This window comes from Streptomyces sp. NBC_01283, assembly GCF_041435335.1.
Lineage (GTDB): Bacteria > Actinomycetota > Actinomycetes > Streptomycetales > Streptomycetaceae > Streptomyces.
On sequence record NZ_CP108430.1, the window covers coordinates 6,899,685 to 6,916,251 of the forward strand.

At 71.2% G+C, this 16,567-nt stretch carries 15 protein-coding genes; 10 read left to right on the forward strand and 5 right to left on the reverse strand.

The genetic code is table 11. The features are described 5' to 3' along the window. Positions 1–7: 7 nt before the first annotated feature. Positions 8–664 carry an MBL fold metallo-hydrolase gene (locus OG302_RS31230; RefSeq protein WP_371529819.1) on the reverse strand — a complete coding sequence of 219 codons (657 nt, stop codon included), beginning with the start codon at positions 662–664 and terminating at the stop codon, positions 8–10. A gap of 10 nt (positions 665–674) precedes the next feature. Beyond that, a complete protein-coding gene (locus OG302_RS31235; RefSeq protein WP_371529820.1) occupies positions 675–1,358 on the reverse strand; it encodes a maleylpyruvate isomerase family mycothiol-dependent enzyme in 684 nt (227 codons plus the stop codon). Between the two features lie 223 nt (positions 1,359–1,581). On the opposite strand from OG302_RS31235, the gene uvrA reads away from it, so the two are divergent. Together uvrA and OG302_RS31245 are read left to right on the forward strand one after the other, a co-directional pair. Next, positions 1,582–4,674 carry an excinuclease ABC subunit UvrA gene (uvrA, locus tag OG302_RS31240; protein ID WP_371529821.1) on the forward strand — a complete coding sequence of 1,031 codons (3,093 nt, stop codon included), beginning with the start codon at positions 1,582–1,584 and terminating at the stop codon, positions 4,672–4,674. Positions 4,675–4,765: 91 nt separating this feature from the next. Continuing rightward, positions 4,766–5,569, forward strand: a complete 804-nt coding sequence (locus OG302_RS31245) for a crotonase/enoyl-CoA hydratase family protein (protein ID WP_371529822.1) — start codon at positions 4,766–4,768, stop codon at positions 5,567–5,569. On the opposite strand, the gene OG302_RS31250 is transcribed toward OG302_RS31245, so the two are convergent. After that, positions 5,566–6,138, reverse strand: coding sequence for a YceI family protein (locus tag OG302_RS31250; RefSeq protein ID WP_371529823.1), 573 nt, complete (start codon positions 6,136–6,138; stop codon positions 5,566–5,568). The two genes, OG302_RS31245 and OG302_RS31250, sit on opposite strands and share 4 nt — an antisense overlap. Before the next feature lie 102 nt (positions 6,139–6,240). Between OG302_RS31250 and OG302_RS31255 the strand changes: the two genes are divergently transcribed. Beyond that, a complete protein-coding gene (locus tag OG302_RS31255) occupies positions 6,241–7,095 on the forward strand; it encodes a helix-turn-helix domain-containing protein (RefSeq protein WP_371529824.1) in 855 nt (284 codons plus the stop codon). A gap of 37 nt (positions 7,096–7,132) precedes the next feature. On the opposite strand, the gene OG302_RS31260 is transcribed toward OG302_RS31255, so the two are convergent. Next, positions 7,133–8,068, reverse strand: a complete 936-nt coding sequence (locus tag OG302_RS31260; protein ID WP_371529825.1) for a carbohydrate kinase — start codon at positions 8,066–8,068, stop codon at positions 7,133–7,135. 192 nt (positions 8,069–8,260) lie between these two features. Here OG302_RS31260 and OG302_RS31265 point away from each other — a divergent pair, with 192 nt between their 5' ends. Continuing rightward, positions 8,261–8,689 carry a Rieske (2Fe-2S) protein gene (locus tag OG302_RS31265; protein ID WP_371529826.1) on the forward strand — a complete coding sequence of 143 codons (429 nt, stop codon included), beginning with the start codon at positions 8,261–8,263 and terminating at the stop codon, positions 8,687–8,689. 45 nt (positions 8,690–8,734) lie between these two features. Here the strand turns inward: OG302_RS31265 and OG302_RS31270 are convergent, their stop codons facing one another. After that, positions 8,735–9,682 (reverse strand): hypothetical protein, encoded by a 948-nt coding sequence (locus tag OG302_RS31270; protein ID WP_371529827.1) that lies wholly within the window; start codon positions 9,680–9,682, stop codon positions 8,735–8,737. 229 nt (positions 9,683–9,911) lie between these two features. Between OG302_RS31270 and OG302_RS31275 the strand changes: the two genes are divergently transcribed. From OG302_RS31275 to whiA, 6 genes are all read left to right on the forward strand, one after another. Continuing rightward, complete coding sequence (locus OG302_RS31275; protein ID WP_371529828.1) at positions 9,912–10,562, forward strand: papain-like cysteine protease family protein; 651 nt, start codon at positions 9,912–9,914, stop codon at positions 10,560–10,562. A 5-nt stretch (positions 10,563–10,567) separates the two neighbouring features. Further along, positions 10,568–11,383 (forward strand): hypothetical protein, encoded by an 816-nt coding sequence (locus OG302_RS31280; RefSeq protein ID WP_371750289.1) that lies wholly within the window; start codon positions 10,568–10,570, stop codon positions 11,381–11,383. Between the two features lie 117 nt (positions 11,384–11,500). Next, positions 11,501–13,549 (forward strand): excinuclease ABC subunit UvrC, encoded by a 2,049-nt coding sequence (uvrC, locus tag OG302_RS31285; protein ID WP_371529830.1) that lies wholly within the window; start codon positions 11,501–11,503, stop codon positions 13,547–13,549. Further along, on the forward strand, positions 13,546–14,478 hold the full coding sequence (gene rapZ, locus OG302_RS31290; RefSeq protein WP_371529831.1) for an RNase adapter RapZ: 933 nt from the start codon (positions 13,546–13,548) through the stop codon (positions 14,476–14,478). Before uvrC ends, rapZ begins: the two co-directional genes overlap by 4 nt. After that, positions 14,475–15,482 carry a uridine diphosphate-N-acetylglucosamine-binding protein YvcK gene (gene yvcK, locus OG302_RS31295; RefSeq protein WP_371529832.1) on the forward strand — a complete coding sequence of 336 codons (1,008 nt, stop codon included), beginning with the start codon at positions 14,475–14,477 and terminating at the stop codon, positions 15,480–15,482. Before rapZ ends, yvcK begins: the two co-directional genes overlap by 4 nt. Then, positions 15,473–16,462: a DNA-binding protein WhiA gene (gene whiA, locus OG302_RS31300; protein ID WP_190083252.1), complete on the forward strand. Its 990-nt coding sequence runs from the start codon at positions 15,473–15,475 to the stop codon at positions 16,460–16,462. The genes yvcK and whiA overlap by 10 nt, the downstream gene beginning before the upstream one ends. Positions 16,463–16,567: the final 105 nt, after the last annotated feature.

The following is a 16,567-nucleotide window of genomic DNA, read 5'->3' on the forward strand; positions in this document are numbered from 1 at the left end:
CCTCGGCTCACCAGCCCCGCTGACGCCACTCCGCGACGTGCGGGCGCTCGGTGCCCAGCGTGGTGTCGTTCCCGTGGCCGGGGTAGACCCAGGTCTCGTCGGGGAGCGTGCCGAAGATCTTCGTCTCGACGTCGTTCAGCAGGCTCGCGAAGGCCTGCGGGTCCTGGTGCGTGTTGCCGATGCCGCCCGGAAAGAGGCAGTCGCCGGTGAAGACGTGCGGGTGGCCGTGCGGGTCGTCGTACACGAGGGCGATCGAGCCCGGCGTGTGGCCCACCAGGTGACGCGCGGTGAGCGAGACGTGGCCGACCCGCACGGTGTCGCCGTCCACGAGCGGGACGTCCGTGGGCACCGGGATGCCCACGGCGTCCTCGCGGCCCGCGTAGGTCCGGGCACCGGTGGCCTCGACGACCGCGGCGAGGGCCTGCCAGTGGTCGCCGTGCTGATGCGTGGTGACGACGGACGCGATGCCGTCGTCACCGATCAGCGTGAGCAGCGTCTCGGCGTCGTTCGCCGCGTCGATCAGGAGCTGCTCGTCCGTGGCCCGGCAGCGCAGCAGGTACGCGTTGTTGTCCATCGGGCCGACCGCGACCTTCGAGATCATCAGGTCCTGCAGCTCGTGCACGTCCGCGCCGCCGCCGACCTTCACTGCTCCGCTGTACGTCATGTTCCTCAGCCTATAGCGGCGGCAGGGAGGGCAGGAGGCCGCCTTCAGCCGTCAGCGCGGAGCCGTCCCGACGGCCGGAGAGCCAGCCGACCACGTCGGACGCGGGGCCGGAAACAGTGACCTCGGGCGCACCGTCCCGGCCGGTGGTCCACGCGTGCGTGCCGTCCGTCAGCCCCGTCGGCGGCACATCGGGGTTCCCGGAGAAGCGAGCCGCCAGGAAAGCGATCTCCCGCCGCACGAATTCCTCGGGCAGATCTTCGAGCTCGTACCCGATGCCGAGGTCGACGTGGTGCAGGTCGACCTCGACCCACCGCCGGAACGGCACACGGGACGCGGAGTCGGTCACTCCGTTGCGCATCGTGATGGTGCGGGACCAGTCGGCCGGGATCGCGGCCTGCTCCTGGAATCGTTCCGCGGCCTCGCGTACGTCGGTGAGCTGCTCGGCCAGGGGCCGGGGTGCGTCCCGCTCGATGTCCGCGTCCCGTGCGTCGCCGCTGATGTACATGGGCCGCCCGGCGAGGACGTTCACGAGCGCGTCCGCGTTACGGGCGAGGTGGGCGAGGACGTGGCCACGGGTCCAGCCGGGCAGCCGTGACGGCTCGGCGGTCGAATCGTTGTTCAGTTTCGCGGCTGCGGTGAGCAGCCGGTCGGTCGCGTCACGTACAGACGCCAGGTCGCGCACATGATCAATCATGCGCCCGACGATAGTCGCGCCACACGTTCGGGTGAAGGTGTGGGAGCGCCACCGCAAATCGAATGCACGTGCTATATGGTCGGGTGCGGCATCGGGCATTCTTGGTGGTCCGGGTTTGTTATCAACCAGGGCATCCGCCCCGGCGTTGTCAGTGGCTCGCCCTAGTCTGTGAATGACGGGGGTCCCGCCCCTGTCACTTCTCTCAAGAAAGGTGCGGACCGGCGTGGCCGACCGTCTCATCGTCCGTGGCGCGCGCGAGCACAATCTCAAGAACGTGTCGCTCGACCTCCCGCGTGACTCCCTCATCGTCTTCACCGGGCTCTCCGGGTCGGGCAAGTCCTCGCTCGCGTTCGACACGATCTTCGCCGAGGGCCAGCGGCGGTACGTGGAATCGCTGTCCTCGTACGCCCGGCAGTTCCTCGGCCAGATGGACAAGCCGGACGTCGACTTCATCGAGGGCCTCTCACCCGCGGTCTCCATCGACCAGAAGTCGACCTCGCGCAACCCGCGCTCCACGGTCGGCACCATCACCGAGGTGTACGACTACCTCCGCCTGCTCTTCGCGCGCATCGGCAAGCCGCACTGTCCCGAGTGCGGGCGTCCGATCTCCCGGCAGTCGCCGCAGGCCATCGTCGACAAGGTCCTCGAGCTGCCGGAAGGCAGCCGCTTCCAGGTCCTCTCGCCGCTGGTGCGCGAGCGCAAGGGCGAGTTCGTCGACCTCTTCGCCGACCTCCAGACCAAGGGCTACAGCCGTGCGCGGGTCGACGGCCAGACGATCCAGCTCTCCGAGCCGCCCACGCTGAAGAAGCAGGAGAAGCACACCATCGAGGTGGTCATCGACCGCCTCACGGTGAAGGACTCCGCCAAGCGCCGCCTGACCGACTCCGTGGAGACCGCGCTCGGCCTCGCCGGCGGCATGGTCGTGCTCGACTTCGTCGACCTCCCCGAGGACGACCCCGAGCGCGAGCGCATGTACTCGGAGCACCTGTACTGCCCGTACGACGACCTGTCCTTCGAGGAGCTGGAGCCCCGCTCCTTCTCCTTCAACTCGCCCTTCGGCGCCTGCCCGGACTGCACGGGCATCGGCACGCGCATGGAGGTCGACCCCGAGCTGATCGTCCCGGACGAGGACAAGTCACTCGACGAGGGCGCCATCCACCCCTGGTCGCACGGCCACACCAAGGACTACTTCGGGCGCCTGGTCGGCGCGCTCGCCGACGCGCTCGGCTTCTCCACCGACATGCCCTGGGCGGGCCTCCCGCAGCGCGCCAAGAAGGCCCTCCTGTACGGCCACAAGACGCAGATCGAGGTGCGCTACCGAAACCGGTACGGCCGCGAGCGGGTCTACACCACCGCCTTCGAAGGTGCCGTCCCCTTCGTCAAGCGCCGCCACAGCGAGGCCGAGAGCGACGCGAGCCGCGAGCGCTTCGAGGGCTACATGCGCGAGGTGCCCTGCCCCACCTGTGAGGGCACGCGTCTCAAGCCGATCGTCCTGGCCGTCTCGGTCATGGGGAAGTCCATCGCCGAGGTCTCGGCGATGTCCATCAGCGACTGCGCGGACTTCCTCGCCGAGCTGAAGCTGGGCGCCCGCGACAAGAAGATCGCCGAGCGCGTCCTGAAGGAGGTCAACGAACGGCTGCGGTTCCTGGTCGACGTCGGCCTGGACTACCTCTCCCTGAACCGCGCGGCGGGCACCCTCTCCGGCGGCGAGGCCCAGCGCATCCGCCTGGCCACGCAGATCGGCTCCGGCCTCGTCGGCGTCCTGTACGTACTGGACGAGCCGTCCATCGGCCTGCACCAGCGCGACAACCACCGCCTGATCGAGACCCTCGTGCGCCTGCGCGACATGGGCAACACGCTCATCGTCGTCGAGCACGACGAGGACACCATCAAGGTCGCCGACTGGGTCGTCGACATCGGCCCCGGCGCGGGCGAGCACGGCGGCAAGGTCGTGCACAGCGGCTCCATGAAGGAGCTCCTGACCAACGCCGAGTCGGTGACCGGGCAGTATCTCTCGGGCAAGAAGTCCATCCCGGTGCCGGACCTGCGCCGCCCAGCGGACCCCTCCCGCCAGCTCACGGTGCACGGTGCCCGCGAGAACAACCTCCAGGACATCGACGTCTCCTTCCCGCTCGGCGTCCTCACCGCGGTCACGGGTGTCTCGGGCTCCGGCAAGTCGACGCTCGTCAACGACATCCTCTACACGCACCTGGCGCGCGAGCTGAACGGCGCCCGGTCCGTCCCCGGACGGCACACGCGCGTGGACGGCGACGACCTCGTCGACAAGGTCGTGCACGTCGACCAGTCGCCCATCGGCCGCACCCCGCGGTCGAACCCGGCGACGTACACCGGAGTCTTCGACCACGTCCGCAGGCTGTTCGCGGAGACGATGGAGGCGAAGGTGCGGGGTTATCTCCCCGGCCGCTTCTCCTTCAACGTCAAGGGCGGCCGCTGCGAGAACTGCTCCGGTGACGGCACGATCAAGATCGAGATGAACTTCCTGCCGGATGTGTACGTCCCCTGCGAGGTCTGCCACGGGGCGCGCTACAACCGCGAGACGCTGGACGTCCACTACAAGGGCAAGTCCATCGCCGAGGTCCTGGACATGCCGATCGAGGAAGCGCTCGACTTCTTCGAGGCGGTGCCGGCCATCTCCCGCCACCTGCGCACGCTGAACGACGTGGGCCTCGGGTACGTCCGGCTCGGCCAGTCCGCGCCGACGCTCTCCGGCGGTGAGGCCCAGCGCGTGAAGCTGGCCTCCGAGCTCCAGAAGCGCTCGACGGGCCGCACCGTGTACGTACTCGACGAGCCGACCACCGGTCTGCACTTCGAGGACATCAGCAAGCTGATCACCGTCCTGTCCGGCCTGGTCGACAAGGGCAACACGGTCATCGTCATCGAGCACAACCTCGACGTCATCAAGACCGCGGACTGGGTGGTCGACATGGGCCCCGAGGGCGGCAACGGCGGCGGTCTGGTCGTCGCCGAGGGCACGCCCGAGGAGGTCGCCGGAGTCACGACGAGCCACACTGGCAAGTTCCTGCGGGACATCCTCGCCGCGGACCGGATCAGCGACGCGGTTCCCTCGCAGGCGCGCAGGCCCGCGAAGAAGGCCGCGGTGAAGAAGGCCGCCGCGAAGAAGGCGGTGGCGGCCAGCGCCGGCACCGGGACGGCGAAGAAGACGGCGACCGTCAAGACGGGGGCCGCGAAGTCCACGGCCGCCAAGAAGGCCACCCCCGCGAAGAAGGCCGCCGCGAAGAAGGCCACGGCCACGAAGGCCGCTCCGAAGAAGGCCGTCAAGGCCCGTAAGGCCTGACCTGGTAGTACGGATCCGCGGGTCCGCCGTGAACGGGCCGCCGGACAAGTTCCCTTGTCCGGCGGCCCGTTCCTGTGTTCGCCTTGGCCGTATGGCCGTACGCAGTGAACGTGAAGGTCCCGTCACCACGATCGTGTTGTCCCGCCCCGACGTGCGCAACGCCGTCGACGGGCCCACGGCCCGTGCCCTCGCCGACGCGTTCCGCGCCTTCGACGCGGACCCCGACGCGTACGTCGCCGTGCTGTGGGGCGAGGGCGGCACCTTCTGCGCCGGAGCGGATCTCAAGGCCATCGGGACACCCACCGGGAACGAGGTGACCGAGAAGGGCGACGGACCCATGGGCCCGACCCGCATGCGGCTCTCCAAGCCCGTCATCGCGGCGATCTCCGGACACGCGGTCGCCGGCGGCCTGGAGCTCGCGCTCTGGTGCGATCTGCGGGTCGCCGAGGAGGACGCCGTACTCGGTGTGTTCTGCCGCCGCTGGGGCGTCCCGCTCATCGACGGCGGGACCGTACGGCTGCCCCGGCTCATCGGCGAGAGCCGGGCCATGGACCTGGTGCTCACCGGCCGACCCGTCCTCGCGACGGAGGCGCTCGCGATGGGCCTGGTAAACCGGACCGTACCGCCGGGCACCTGCCGCGCCGCGGCCGAACGGCTCGCCGCGGAGATCGCCGCGTTCCCGCAGACCTGCCTCCGCAACGACCGGCTTTCCGTGCAGGAACAGGGCGGCCTGACCGAGGAGGAGGCGATGGCGGGCGAACTCCGCCACGGTCTGCGGTCCCTGACCGAGGCGGCGGACGGCGCGGCCAGATTCGCCGCGGGGGCGGGGCGGCACGGGGCCTTCGCCGAAGGCGGGAGCGGGAGCGGGGGAGATGCGGGACCGGCCGTCGGCTAGCCCGCGGAGGGCGCGGCCTCCGGCTCCAGGAACTGCATGTCCAGCTGGATCTTCACCACGTCACCGAGCAGCCCGGCACCGAAGTCGAGCCCGTAGTCACCGCGGCTGATCTCCCCGGTCGCCTCGAACCCCGCATGGCGCCGGGCGTCGCCCGGGAAGGCCTGCAGTCCGCCGAACTCGACGGCGAGGGTGAGGGGTTTCGTGACGTCACCGATGGTCAGGTCGCCCTCCAGTGTCCACTCGTACTCCTGGCCGATGACCCGCGTCGACCGGAACGTCATCGTGGGGCGGCGCTCCACGTCAAGGAGGTCCGGCGCGCGGACATGGGCGTCGCGGTCCTTGTTGCCGGTGTCGACGGACGCCAGCGCGACGGTCGCCGTCACCGATGAGGTCTCGGCGCTCTCGCCCACGACCAGTCCGGCCGTCACCTCCGTGAACCGTCCCCGCACCTTCGAGATCCCCAGGTGGCGGATGGTGAAGTTGACGGCGGAGTGGAACGGGTCGATCTCCCAGGTTCCGGCGGGGAGAGGGAGCGCGGTCGTCGCGGCGGTGCTCGTGTCAGAAGTCATGCCGTCCACGATGCGAGGCCGGCCGCGGCCCAGGAAGGCCGGGCCGAGACTGGTAGTGACAGGGCCACGATCCGGCCCGGTGACGGCTGGTACGTTCGGCCGGTGAGCGACAACGAGCTGGGCACGTTCCTGCGCACCTGCCGTGAAGCGGTCACGCCCGCCGAAGTCGGGCTCCCCACCGGCCCCCGGCGCCGCACGCCGGGGCTGCGCCGGTCCGAGGTCGCCACGCTCGCCGGCGTCAGCGTCGAGTACCTCGCCCGCCTCGAACAGGGCCGGGACCGCCACCCCTCCCCGCAGGTGATGGGCGCGCTCGCGGACGCCCTGCGGCTGTCCGTGGCGGAACGCTTCCACCTGCGCCGCCTGGAGAAGGAGACGAGCGGCGACCCCTGCTGCCCGACGGCGAGTGAGCCCTCCCGGTCGGTGCGTCCCACCGTGCGGGCGCTCATCGACCGCATGGAGCCCACCCCCGCCGTCCTGTTCAACCGGCTCGGCGACGTCCTCGCGTACACCTCGGGCTACGAGCGGATCGTGGGGCCCATCGGGCTCCTCGACGGTGAGCGGCCCAATCTCGTCCGGTACCTGTTCACCGACGAGCGGGCCCGCGCCGCCTACCCCGAGTGGGAGCGGATCGCCGACGAGCAGGTCGCCTCGCTGCGGGCCGGATCCATGCTCACCGACCCCCATGCCGAGGGATTCGCCGACGAGCTGACCGTCCTGGCCGGTGCGCCGTTCGCCGACCGGATGACGGCCGTGCCGCGGCTGCCCCGGCACAGCGGCGTCGAATCCCTGACGCACCCGGAGGCCGGCGCGCTGCGCCTCTCGTACGAGACGCTGGCCCTGCCCGACGCCGACGGCCAGCGCCTGGTCGTCCACCTGCCGGCCGACGAAGCCTCGTCGGCCGCGCTCGACCGCCTCAACGGCCGCAAGCCGGGCGGCCTCCGCGCGGTGACGGGCTGACGGGCCCACGTCGTTGCCCTCGGGTGGGCCTTGAGCCCTACCCCAGCTCCTTCGCGTACGGCGGCTCGGCGCCCGCGCGCGACACGGTGACGGCCGCCGCGCGTGCCGCGAAGCGCAGGACCTCGCACCAGCTGTCCGCGCCGAGGCCGGACAGTGACTCCACGGACAGCGCGTCCCGGGCGGAAAGTCCGTGCAGCAGGGCCGCGTTGACCGTGTCGCCCGCGCCGATGGTGTCCACCACGTCGACCGGCTCGCCCGGCACCGACCACTCACCGCCGTCCCGCGTGAAGACGGTGAGCCCCTTGCCGCCCCGGGTGATCACCACGGCGCCCGGGCCGGACGCGAGCCACTCGCGCGGCGTTCCGCCGAGCCAACTCGCGTCCTCCTCAGACAGCTTGAGCAGGGCGACCGACGGCAGCCAGCTCTTGAACCGCGCCCGGTAGGCGTCCGCGTCCGGGATCAGACCCGCCCGGATGTTGGGGTCGAGCGCCGTGAAGACGCCCCGCGCCGCCTCCCGGCGCAGCAGCTCCTCGTACGCGCTCGCGCCCGGTTCGAGGACGAGCGAGCAGGTGCCGAACGACACCGCGCCCACGTCGTCGGGCAGTCGCTCCGGGGCCGCGAAGAGCCGGTCCGCCGTGCCCTCCACGTAGAAGGAGTAACCGGCGGAGCCGTCCGCTCCGATCGAGGCGACCGCGAGCGTCGTCGGCTCGGCGCCCCGCTGGACGTACGACACGTCGACACCCGCGGCCCGCAACCCGTCGACCAGCGCGTCACCGAACGCGTCCGCCGAGATCCGCGAGCAGAAGGCGACGGGGGAGCCGAGCCGGCCGAGGGCCACCGCGGTGTTGTACGGACCGCCGCCGAGCCGCGGGGCGAGCGCGGGCAGCCCGGCAGGGGCGGAATCCCGCGGCACATCCTGCGGCATATCCTGCGGAACGAGGTCGATCAGGGCCTCTCCGGCGACGACTATCACGGGTGGTTCCTTCCGGCTCTGCTTTCGTGGCGCTGCGGTCGTGCTCCCCGGCTTCCGCCACAGGTTAGAGCTTCTGGGCGGGCCCGGCCCGACACGGGCGGCACTCGGGCACGGCCGCGCCCAACGCGGGCAGGCGGCACCCCACCGGTATGGTCTGATCCGTCACCGAAGCGCCTGACCTGTGGAGATTCCATGCCCGGCACGCCGCCCCCCGCCCGCCGCACCGTGCTGCGTGCCGCTGCCCTCGTCCCGGCCGCAGGCCTGGGGATCACGGCCTGCTCGTCCGGCGGTGGTGGTGGCGACGGCGGCTCCAACAGCTCGGCGCCCACCACGGCGGTGGACCTCGGAGAGTCCGACGAGGTGAAGGTCGGCGCCTCGAAGCTCTACACCGACGAGAACGTGGTCGTCAGCCGCATCTCCGACGACGAGTACAAAGCGTTCAGCACGATCTGCACGCACGAGGGGTGCCCCATCAACAAGCTCCAGGGGCACAAGCTCATCTGCCCCTGCCACGGCAGTCAGTTCGACGCCACGAACGGCAAGGTGCTGCACGCCCCCGCCATCTCACCGCTGGAGGAGCTGCCGGTGAAGGTGGAGGACGGCAAGATCGTCGCGGGCTGAGCAGCTACGAAGCCGGTAATGGGGGCTGAGAGGCCGTGCGGCCCTTCAGTCCCAGTCCCACGCGATCCCCAGGATCCCCGCCCGTACCTGCGGCTCCACGAGGTGCACCGACCGGTGGCTGCCGCTCAGCGTCAGCTCCTGGCGCCCGCCGCGCGGCGCGGCGGCCGAATGCTGCGTGAAGCGGTGGCAGCGTACGGGCAGGGCGCCCTCGTCGAAGCGCACCTGGAGCGCGTACTGCCCGCCCGCGAACGTGAAGCCCCGGAAGTACTCGGTGGCCGCCCCCGCGGTGCCGTCCTCGAAGCCGTAGCGGAACAGGTGCGTGTCGCCCGCGCGCAGGCGCGCGTCGAAGAGCAGCTCGGCGACGAGCACCCCCGTCTCGTGATGCCACCGCACACGTCCCGTGCGGCAGTTCTCCAGGGCGTGGACGCCGACACGTTCCGGTACGCAGCCGGGGTCGCCGTGGTAGATCGCGAGGTAGCGGTCCACGGCGTCCCGATGGGCGCGCACGACGTGCTGCGAGTCGCGGCCGAGCAGCTCACGGCGCTCGCCGATCCGCACCCGCTCGTGGTGGCCGATGGTGTGCAGGCCGCCGTCGAGCGGCGACCCGAGCTCGGAGATCAGCTCCTGGACGACGTCGGAGGCGTCGAGGAGGGAGCGGTAGGAGCGGGCGGCGGGGCGTTCGCAGTCGGGGTGCTCGGAGGGCTTGGCGAGCAGCCGGATCAGTGACTCCTCGGGGAGATCGAGGATCTCCTCCAGGGCGCGCACGGCCCGGAGCGACTCGGTGCGCTGGGGGCGGCGGGCGCCCTGCTGCCAGTAACTCAGGCTCGTCACCCCGACGTTGACGCCCTGGCGCGCGAGATGATGCCGTACGCGTTGCAGGGGAAGGCGCCGTGCGGCGATCGCGGCCCGCAGTGCCACATGGAAGGGGCCGGTGCGCAGGGCGGCCTCCAGGTCCGCAGGCGTGCCGTCCGCGAGCTGTGTGCCGTGCCGCATCGCAAGCCCCCTCTGTGAACATTCACACCGGCCGTCCGGGCGTACGCGCCGGTCGGAGCGGGCCACCAGGTGGGCGTACGAGGGGTGTTCACATACGTACGCCGACGTTCACGGCCCAAGTTAATCCCGCATTGAACCTTGTTGACCTGCACCCGACAACACTCGATGCTCAATCGCAGCGTCCGGACGCGCTCCTCCACCCCCTCACCCCCCGCTTGGGAGGATCGCGATGCGCCATCGAATCAGCAGACACAGCGGACGCAGACGCCTGTCCGCGCTCGCCGTGGTGGCGGCTGCCCTGGTCGCCGCACCGGCGGCCACGGCCACGGCCGCCCCCGACAGCCCCCCGTCCGTGTCCGCGTCCGCAGCCGTACCCGGCACGGACGCCCCTTCCCTCCTCGCCGCCAAGCGTCTGAACATCACGATGCAGGCCCAGCAGAAGACCAACTGGTGCTGGGCCGCGGCCGGGAACACGATCGCCACCTTCTACGGCAGGAAGTACAGCCAGAACCAGTTCTGCAACGCCGCCTTCGGGCGCAGCCAGAGCACCGAGTGTCCCAACTCGCAGGCCACGCTCGGCGACGTGCAGAACGGCCTGGACTGGGCGGGCATCAACGCCGGTTCGTACGTCAGCGGCTGGCTGCGCTACCCGACCGTGCAGGCCGAGATCAACGCGGGCCGCCCGGTCGAGACCCGCATCCAGTGGTCGAACGGCGGCGGCCACATGCACGTCCTCTACGGGTACGACGACGCGAGCAGCTGGGTCTACTGGGGCGACCCCTGGCCCTCCAGCGACCGCTACAACTGGGCCTCGCACAGCTGGTACGTCAACAACAACACCTTCTCCTGGACCCACTCGCTGTACCGGATCGGGGCGTGAGCGCGATGACCCGTCACCTTCCCCGCCACCTGGTGCGGGCGGCGCTCGCCGGTTCGGCGGCCACCCTGCTGCTTGGTCTCGCGGCGCCGTACGCCACCGCCGACTCCGGACCGTCCGCCGCCTCCCGTGACGCTGCCCACGATGCCGCGAGCGCTCCTGAGACCCTCGACACGCTCTCCCGGTTCTTCGCGCGGGAGGGGGCCGTCAGCAAGGCCGCCGCGGACCCGCGCGTGCGGGGCGAGGCCGTGCCCGTGCGCTACCTCTCCCCGGAGTTCGTCGCCGGCGAGAAGGGCGCTCCGGTCGCCCGTGTGGAGTTCCTCGCCAGCAAGGCGGTCTCCTCCGACGGGCAGGAGGCCTCCCTGTGGACCGTGCGGCAGGGCGGTTCCTGGCAGGTCGTGAACATCGCCACCGGGGACGACGAGACGCGCTACGCGCGCGTGGGCGCCGACAAGCTCCCCGGGGGCACCGTTTTCCACGAGCCGCAGATCAACGCCTGGTACGTCCAGGGCGGCGGGCGGGTGCTTCCGCTGGACGCGGACGCGAGGCGCGCCGTGGGCTCTGGCGGGACCTCGGTCGCCGCCTACCAGAAGCGTGTCCACAAGGCGTACGGCGACAAGCTGCCGGGCTCCGCGTACGCGAAGTCCGGCAAGGCGGGGGGCTTCGCCCCGAAGGAGCGGGCTGCTGGGGCTTCGGCCTCGCCCGGGGCTTCGGCCGACGGCCCCGTCACAGTTGCCTCCTCCGTGGCCGGAGCGGGGGCCCTGGCCGCCCTCGGTCTCTCCGGGGCTGCCGTCCTGCGACGTCGCGCCCGGCAGCGAGGCTGACCCCGAGGCTCCTCCGGCCGGGGTGCCCCACCCGCCTGCCCTCCCGGGCGGGCGGGCCCCGGCCGGAGGTGGTGGCTGGCCCCCTGACTGTCAGCCCCCGCCAGTAGGGTGTGGAGCATGGCAGACCCCTCCAGCTACCGCCCCAAGCCGGGACAGATCCCCGACTCGCCGGGGGTCTATCGGTTCCGCGACGAACACCGCCGGGTGATCTACGTGGGCAAGGCGAAAAGCCTGCGCCAGCGCCTGGCCAGTTACTTCCAGGACCTGTCGAACCTGCACCCGCGCACCGCCACGATGGTGACCACGGCCGCCTCCGTCGAGTGGACCGTGGTCTCCACCGAGGTCGAGGCGCTGCAGCTGGAGTACTCCTGGATCAAGGAGTTCGACCCCCGGTTCAACGTCAAGTACCGCGACGACAAGAGCTATCCGTACCTCGCGGTGACGATGAACGAGGAGTTCCCGCGCGTCCAGGTGATGCGCGGCCACAAGAAGAAGGGCGTCCGCTACTTCGGGCCCTACGGCCACGCGTGGGCGATCCGCGACACCGTCGACCTCCTCCTGCGCGTCTTCCCCGTCCGCACCTGCTCGGCGGGCGTCTTCAAGAACGCCGAGCGCACCGGCCGCCCCTGCCTCCTCGGCTACATCGGCAAGTGTGCGGCGCCCTGCGTGGAGCGTGTCTCACCGGAGGAGCACCGTGAACTCGCCGAGGACTTCTGCGAGTTCATGACGGGCCGCACGGGGACGTACATCCGCCGCATCGAACGGCAGATGGCGGACGCCGCCGAGGACATGGAGTACGAGAGGGCGGCCCGTCTCCGCGACGACATCGGGGCCCTCAAGAAGGCCATGGAGAAGAGCGCCGTCGTCCTCGCCGACGCCACGGACGCCGACCTCATCGCCCTCGCCGAGGACGAGCTGGAGGCGGCCGTCCAGATCTTCCACGTCCGCGGCGGCCGAGTGCGCGGTCAGCGCGGCTGGGTCACCGACAAGGTCGAGGCGGTCACCAGCGGCGACCTCGTCGAACACGCGCTCCAGCAGCTCTACGGAGAGGAGAGCGGGGACTCCGTACCGAAGGAAGTCCTCGTTCCCGCGCTGCCCGACCCCATAGAGCCCGTCCAGGAGTGGCTCACCGGGCGCCGCGGTTCGAACGTCTCCCTGCGCATCCCGCAGCGCGGCGACAAGAAGGCGCTCATGGAGACCGTGGCACGCAACGCGCAGCAGTCGCTCGTGCTGCACAAGACCAAGCGTGCCTCCGACCTGACCACCCGCTCCCGCGCCCTGGAGGAGATCGCCGAGGCGCTCGAACTGGACAGCGCCCCGCTGCGCATCGAGTGCTACGACATCTCGCACCTCCAGGGTGACGACGTCGTGGCCTCGATGGTCGTCTTCGAGGACGGCCTCGCCCGCAAGAGCGAGTACAGGCGCTTCCAGATCAAGGGCTTCGAGGGCCAGGACGACGTCCGCTCCATGCACGAGGTGCTCACGCGCCGCTTCAAGCGCTACCTCTCCGAAAAGGAGAAGACGGGGGAGTGGGACCCCGAGGGCGAGCAGGAGAGCCTGACCGAGGAGGACGGGCGTCCCAAGCGCTTCGCCTACCCGCCCCAGCTCGTCGTCGTGGACGGCGGCCAGCCGCAGGTCGCGGCCGCCCAGCGGGCCCTGGACGAGCTCGGCATCGACGACATCGCGGTGTGCGGCCTGGCCAAGCGCCTCGAAGAGGTCTGGGTGCCGGGCGACGACGACCCGGTGATCCTGCCCCGCACCAGCGAAGGCCTGTACCTTCTCCAGCGGGTACGCGACGAGGCGCACCGCTTCGCGATCACCTACCAGCGGGCCAAGCGCGCCAAGCGGTTCAGGGCCGGGCCGTTGGACGCCGTGCCCGGCCTGGGCGACGCGCGCAAGCAGACGCTGATCAAGCACTTCGGTTCGGTGAAGAAGCTGCGATCCGCGACAATCGACCAGATCTGCGAGGTTCCGGGCATAGGCCGCAAGACCGCGGAGGCGATCGTCGTGGCCTTCGCCTCCGCGGCACCCGCGGCGCCCGCCGTGAACACGGCGACCGGAGAGATCATTGAAGACGAGGAGCCCGCGAACGCGGGATCCCCGAGCGATGGCGAGGAGCCCGTGTCCGCGGGCACCTCAGAGGAACGACGGGGGCAGGAGACATGACCGAGCACGACGAAGGCGGCGAGCAAGTGAGTACGGGCACGACCATCACGCCAGGTGAGACCGCCGAGGTGGTCCCCGAACTGGTGATCATCTCCGGCATGTCGGGAGCCGGCCGCAGCACCGCGGCGAAGTGTCTTGAGGACCTCGGCTGGTTCGTCGTCGACAACCTGCCGCCCGCGCTGATCCCCACCATGGTGGAGCTCGGCGCCCGCTCGCAGGGGAACGTCGCCCGCATCGCGGTCGTCGTCGACGTGCGAGGCCGCCGCTTCTTCGACAACCTGCGCCAGTCCCTCGCGGACCTGGAGGCCAAGCACGTCACCCGGCGGATCGTCTTCCTGGAGTCCTCGGACGACGCCCTGGTGCGCCGCTTCGAGTCGGTCCGCCGCCCGCACCCGCTGCAGGGCGACGGCCGCATCGTCGACGGCATCGCGGCCGAGCGCGAGCTCCTGCGCGAGCTGCGCGGCGACGCCGACCTGGTGATCGACACGTCCAGCCTGAACGTCCACGAGCTGCGCGCCAAGATGGACGCCCAGTTCGCGGGCGACGAGGAGCCCGAGCTGCGGGCCACGGTCATGTCGTTCGGCTACAAGTACGGCCTGCCGGTCGACGCCGACCTCGTCGTGGACTGCCGCTTCCTGCCCAATCCGCACTGGGTGCCGGAGCTGCGGCCCTTCACGGGGCTCAACGAAGAGGTCTCCGGCTACGTCTTCAACCAGCCGGGCGCCAAGGAGTTCCTCGACCGGTACGCCGAGCTGCTCCAGCTCATCGCCGCGGGCTACCGCCGCGAGGGCAAGCGTTACGTGACGATCGCGGTCGGCTGCACGGGCGGCAAGCACCGCTCCGTCGCCATGTCGGAGAAGCTCGCGGCGCGCCTCGTGTCCGAGGGCGTCGAGACCGTCCTCGTCCATCGGGACATGGGGCGAGAGTGAAGTCCTCCCTGCGGCTGAACCGCCTGGGCCGCAAGCGGGGCGCTCAGCCCAAGGTCGTGGCGCTCGGCGGCGGGATGGGCCTGTCCGCCTCGCTGGCCGGGCTGCGCCGCATCACCGGTGACCTCACCGCCGTGGTCACCGTCGCCGACGACGGCGGCTCCAGCGGGCGGCTCCGCGACGAACTGGGCGTGCTGCCGCCCGGTGACCTGCGCAAGGCGCTCGCGGCCCTGTGCGGGGACGACGACTGGGGCCAGACCTGGGCGCGCGTCATCCAGCACCGCTTCCAGTCCAAGGGCGACCTGCACGAGCACGCGGTCGGCAATCTGCTGATCGTGGCGCTGTGGGAGCAGCTCGGCGACCACGTCCAGGCCCTCGACCTGGTCGGCAAGCTGCTCGGCGCGCACGGCCGCGTGCTGCCCATGTCGGCGGTGCCGCTGGAGCTCCAGGCCCTGGTCAAGGGGCACGACCCGGAGCGCCCGGACGACGTCGACACGGTGCGCGGGCAGGCCACGGTGGCGCTCACCCCGGGGGAGGTGCAGTCCGTGCACGTCGTCCCGCACGACCCGCCGGCCGTCCCCGAAGCGGTCGCCGCCGTGCTCGACGCGGACTGGGTGGTGCTCGGCCCCGGCTCCTGGTTCTCCTCGGTGATCCCCCATCTGCTGGTCCCCGAACTGCTCGACGCGCTCATCGAGACGAAGGCCCGCAGGGTGCTCTCGCTCAACCTCGCGCCACAACCCGGTGAAACCGATGGGTTCTCTCCGCAGCGTCATTTGGAGGTTTTGGCCCGACACGCCCCTAAACTCGCCCTGGACGTGGTGCTGGCCGACGACGCCGCCGTGCCCGACCGTGAGTCACTCACCGATGCCGCCAAGCGGCTCGGCGCCACGGTCGAGCTGGCGCCGGTGGCCAGGCACGATGGCACTCCGAGGCACGATCCGGAGCTCCTGGCCACCGCGTACGACCGTATTTTTCGGATGCATGGAAGGATCGGCCCATGGCGATGACGGCAGCGGTGAAGGACGAGATCTCCCGGCTTCCCGTCACCCGGACCTGCTGCAGAAAGGCAGAGGTCTCGGCCATCCTGCGGTTCGCGGGCGGCCTTCACCTGGTGAGTGGCCGCATCGTGATCGAGGCGGAGCTGGACACGGCGATGGCCGCGCGGCGGCTGAAGCGGGACATTCTTGAGATTTTCGGGCACAGCTCGGAGCTGATCGTGATGGCCCCCGGCGGGCTGCGACGCGGCTCCCGCTACGTCGTACGGGTGGTCGCGGGCGGCGATCAGCTGGCCCGTCAGACGGGCCTCGTGGACGGCCGGGGGCGCCCCATCAGAGGACTGCCGCCCCAGGTGGTCTCGGGGGCCACCTGTGACGCCGAGGCCGCGTGGCGCGGGGCGTTCCTCGCCCACGGCTCGCTGACCGAGCCGGGGCGCTCCTCGTCCCTGGAGGTCACCTGCCCGGGCCCGGAGGCCGCGCTCGCCCTGGTAGGCGCCGCACGCAGGCTGCAGATCGCGGCCAAGGCCCGTGAGGTGCGCGGCGTGGACCGCGTGGTCGTCCGGGACGGTGACGCGATCGGCGCCCTGCTCACCCGGCTCGGCGCCCATGAGTCGGTGCTGGCCTGGGAGGAGCGGCGGATGCGCCGCGAGGTGCGCGCCACCGCCAACCGCCTCGCGAACTTCGACGACGCCAACCTGCGCCGCTCGGCCCGCGCGGCCGTCGCCGCGGGCGCCCGTGTGCAGCGCGCCCTGGAGATCCTCGCCGATGAGGTCCCCGAGCACCTGGCGGCGGCCGGGCGGCTGCGCATGGAGCACAAGCAGGCCTCCCTGGAGGAGCTGGGCGCGCTCGCCGAGCCGGCGCTGACCAAGGACGCGGTCGCGGGCCGCATCCGCCGGCTGCTCGCCATGGCGGACAAGCGGGCGCAGGACCTGGGGATTCCGGGCACGGAGTCCAATCTGAGCGAGGAGCTCGCCGACAACATGGCGGTCTGACCGCCGTCGTACGTGACGCAAGCCGCCGGGGCCGCCGAGGCCCCGGCGGCTTTTTCCGTCCCTTTCCGCCTTGCCCTTTCCGCCTCGCCCTTCACGCCATATTGA

Excerpts from the sequence above, each read along its gene's own strand:
- OG302_RS31275 (WP_371529828.1), top strand. The coding sequence starts at position 9,912 with ATGCGCCATCGAATCAGCAGACACAGCGGACGCAGACGCCTGTCCGCG.
- OG302_RS31280 (WP_371750289.1), top strand. The coding sequence starts at position 10,568 with ATGACCCGTCACCTTCCCCGCCACCTGGTGCGGGCGGCGCTCGCCGGT.
- OG302_RS31250 (WP_371529823.1), bottom strand. The coding sequence starts at position 6,138 with ATGACTTCTGACACGAGCACCGCCGCGACGACCGCGCTCCCTCTCCCC.
- uvrC (WP_371529830.1), top strand. The coding sequence starts at position 11,501 with ATGGCAGACCCCTCCAGCTACCGCCCCAAGCCGGGACAGATCCCCGAC.
- OG302_RS31245 (WP_371529822.1), top strand. The coding sequence starts at position 4,766 with ATGGCCGTACGCAGTGAACGTGAAGGTCCCGTCACCACGATCGTGTTG.
- OG302_RS31265 (WP_371529826.1), top strand. The coding sequence starts at position 8,261 with ATGCCCGGCACGCCGCCCCCCGCCCGCCGCACCGTGCTGCGTGCCGCT.
- whiA (WP_190083252.1), top strand. The coding sequence starts at position 15,473 with ATGGCGATGACGGCAGCGGTGAAGGACGAGATCTCCCGGCTTCCCGTC.
- OG302_RS31270 (WP_371529827.1), bottom strand. The coding sequence starts at position 9,682 with ATGCGGCACGGCACACAGCTCGCGGACGGCACGCCTGCGGACCTGGAG.
- rapZ (WP_371529831.1), top strand. The coding sequence starts at position 13,546 with ATGACCGAGCACGACGAAGGCGGCGAGCAAGTGAGTACGGGCACGACC.
- OG302_RS31230 (WP_371529819.1), bottom strand. The coding sequence starts at position 664 with ATGACGTACAGCGGAGCAGTGAAGGTCGGCGGCGGCGCGGACGTGCAC.
- OG302_RS31235 (WP_371529820.1), bottom strand. The coding sequence starts at position 1,358 with ATGATTGATCATGTGCGCGACCTGGCGTCTGTACGTGACGCGACCGAC.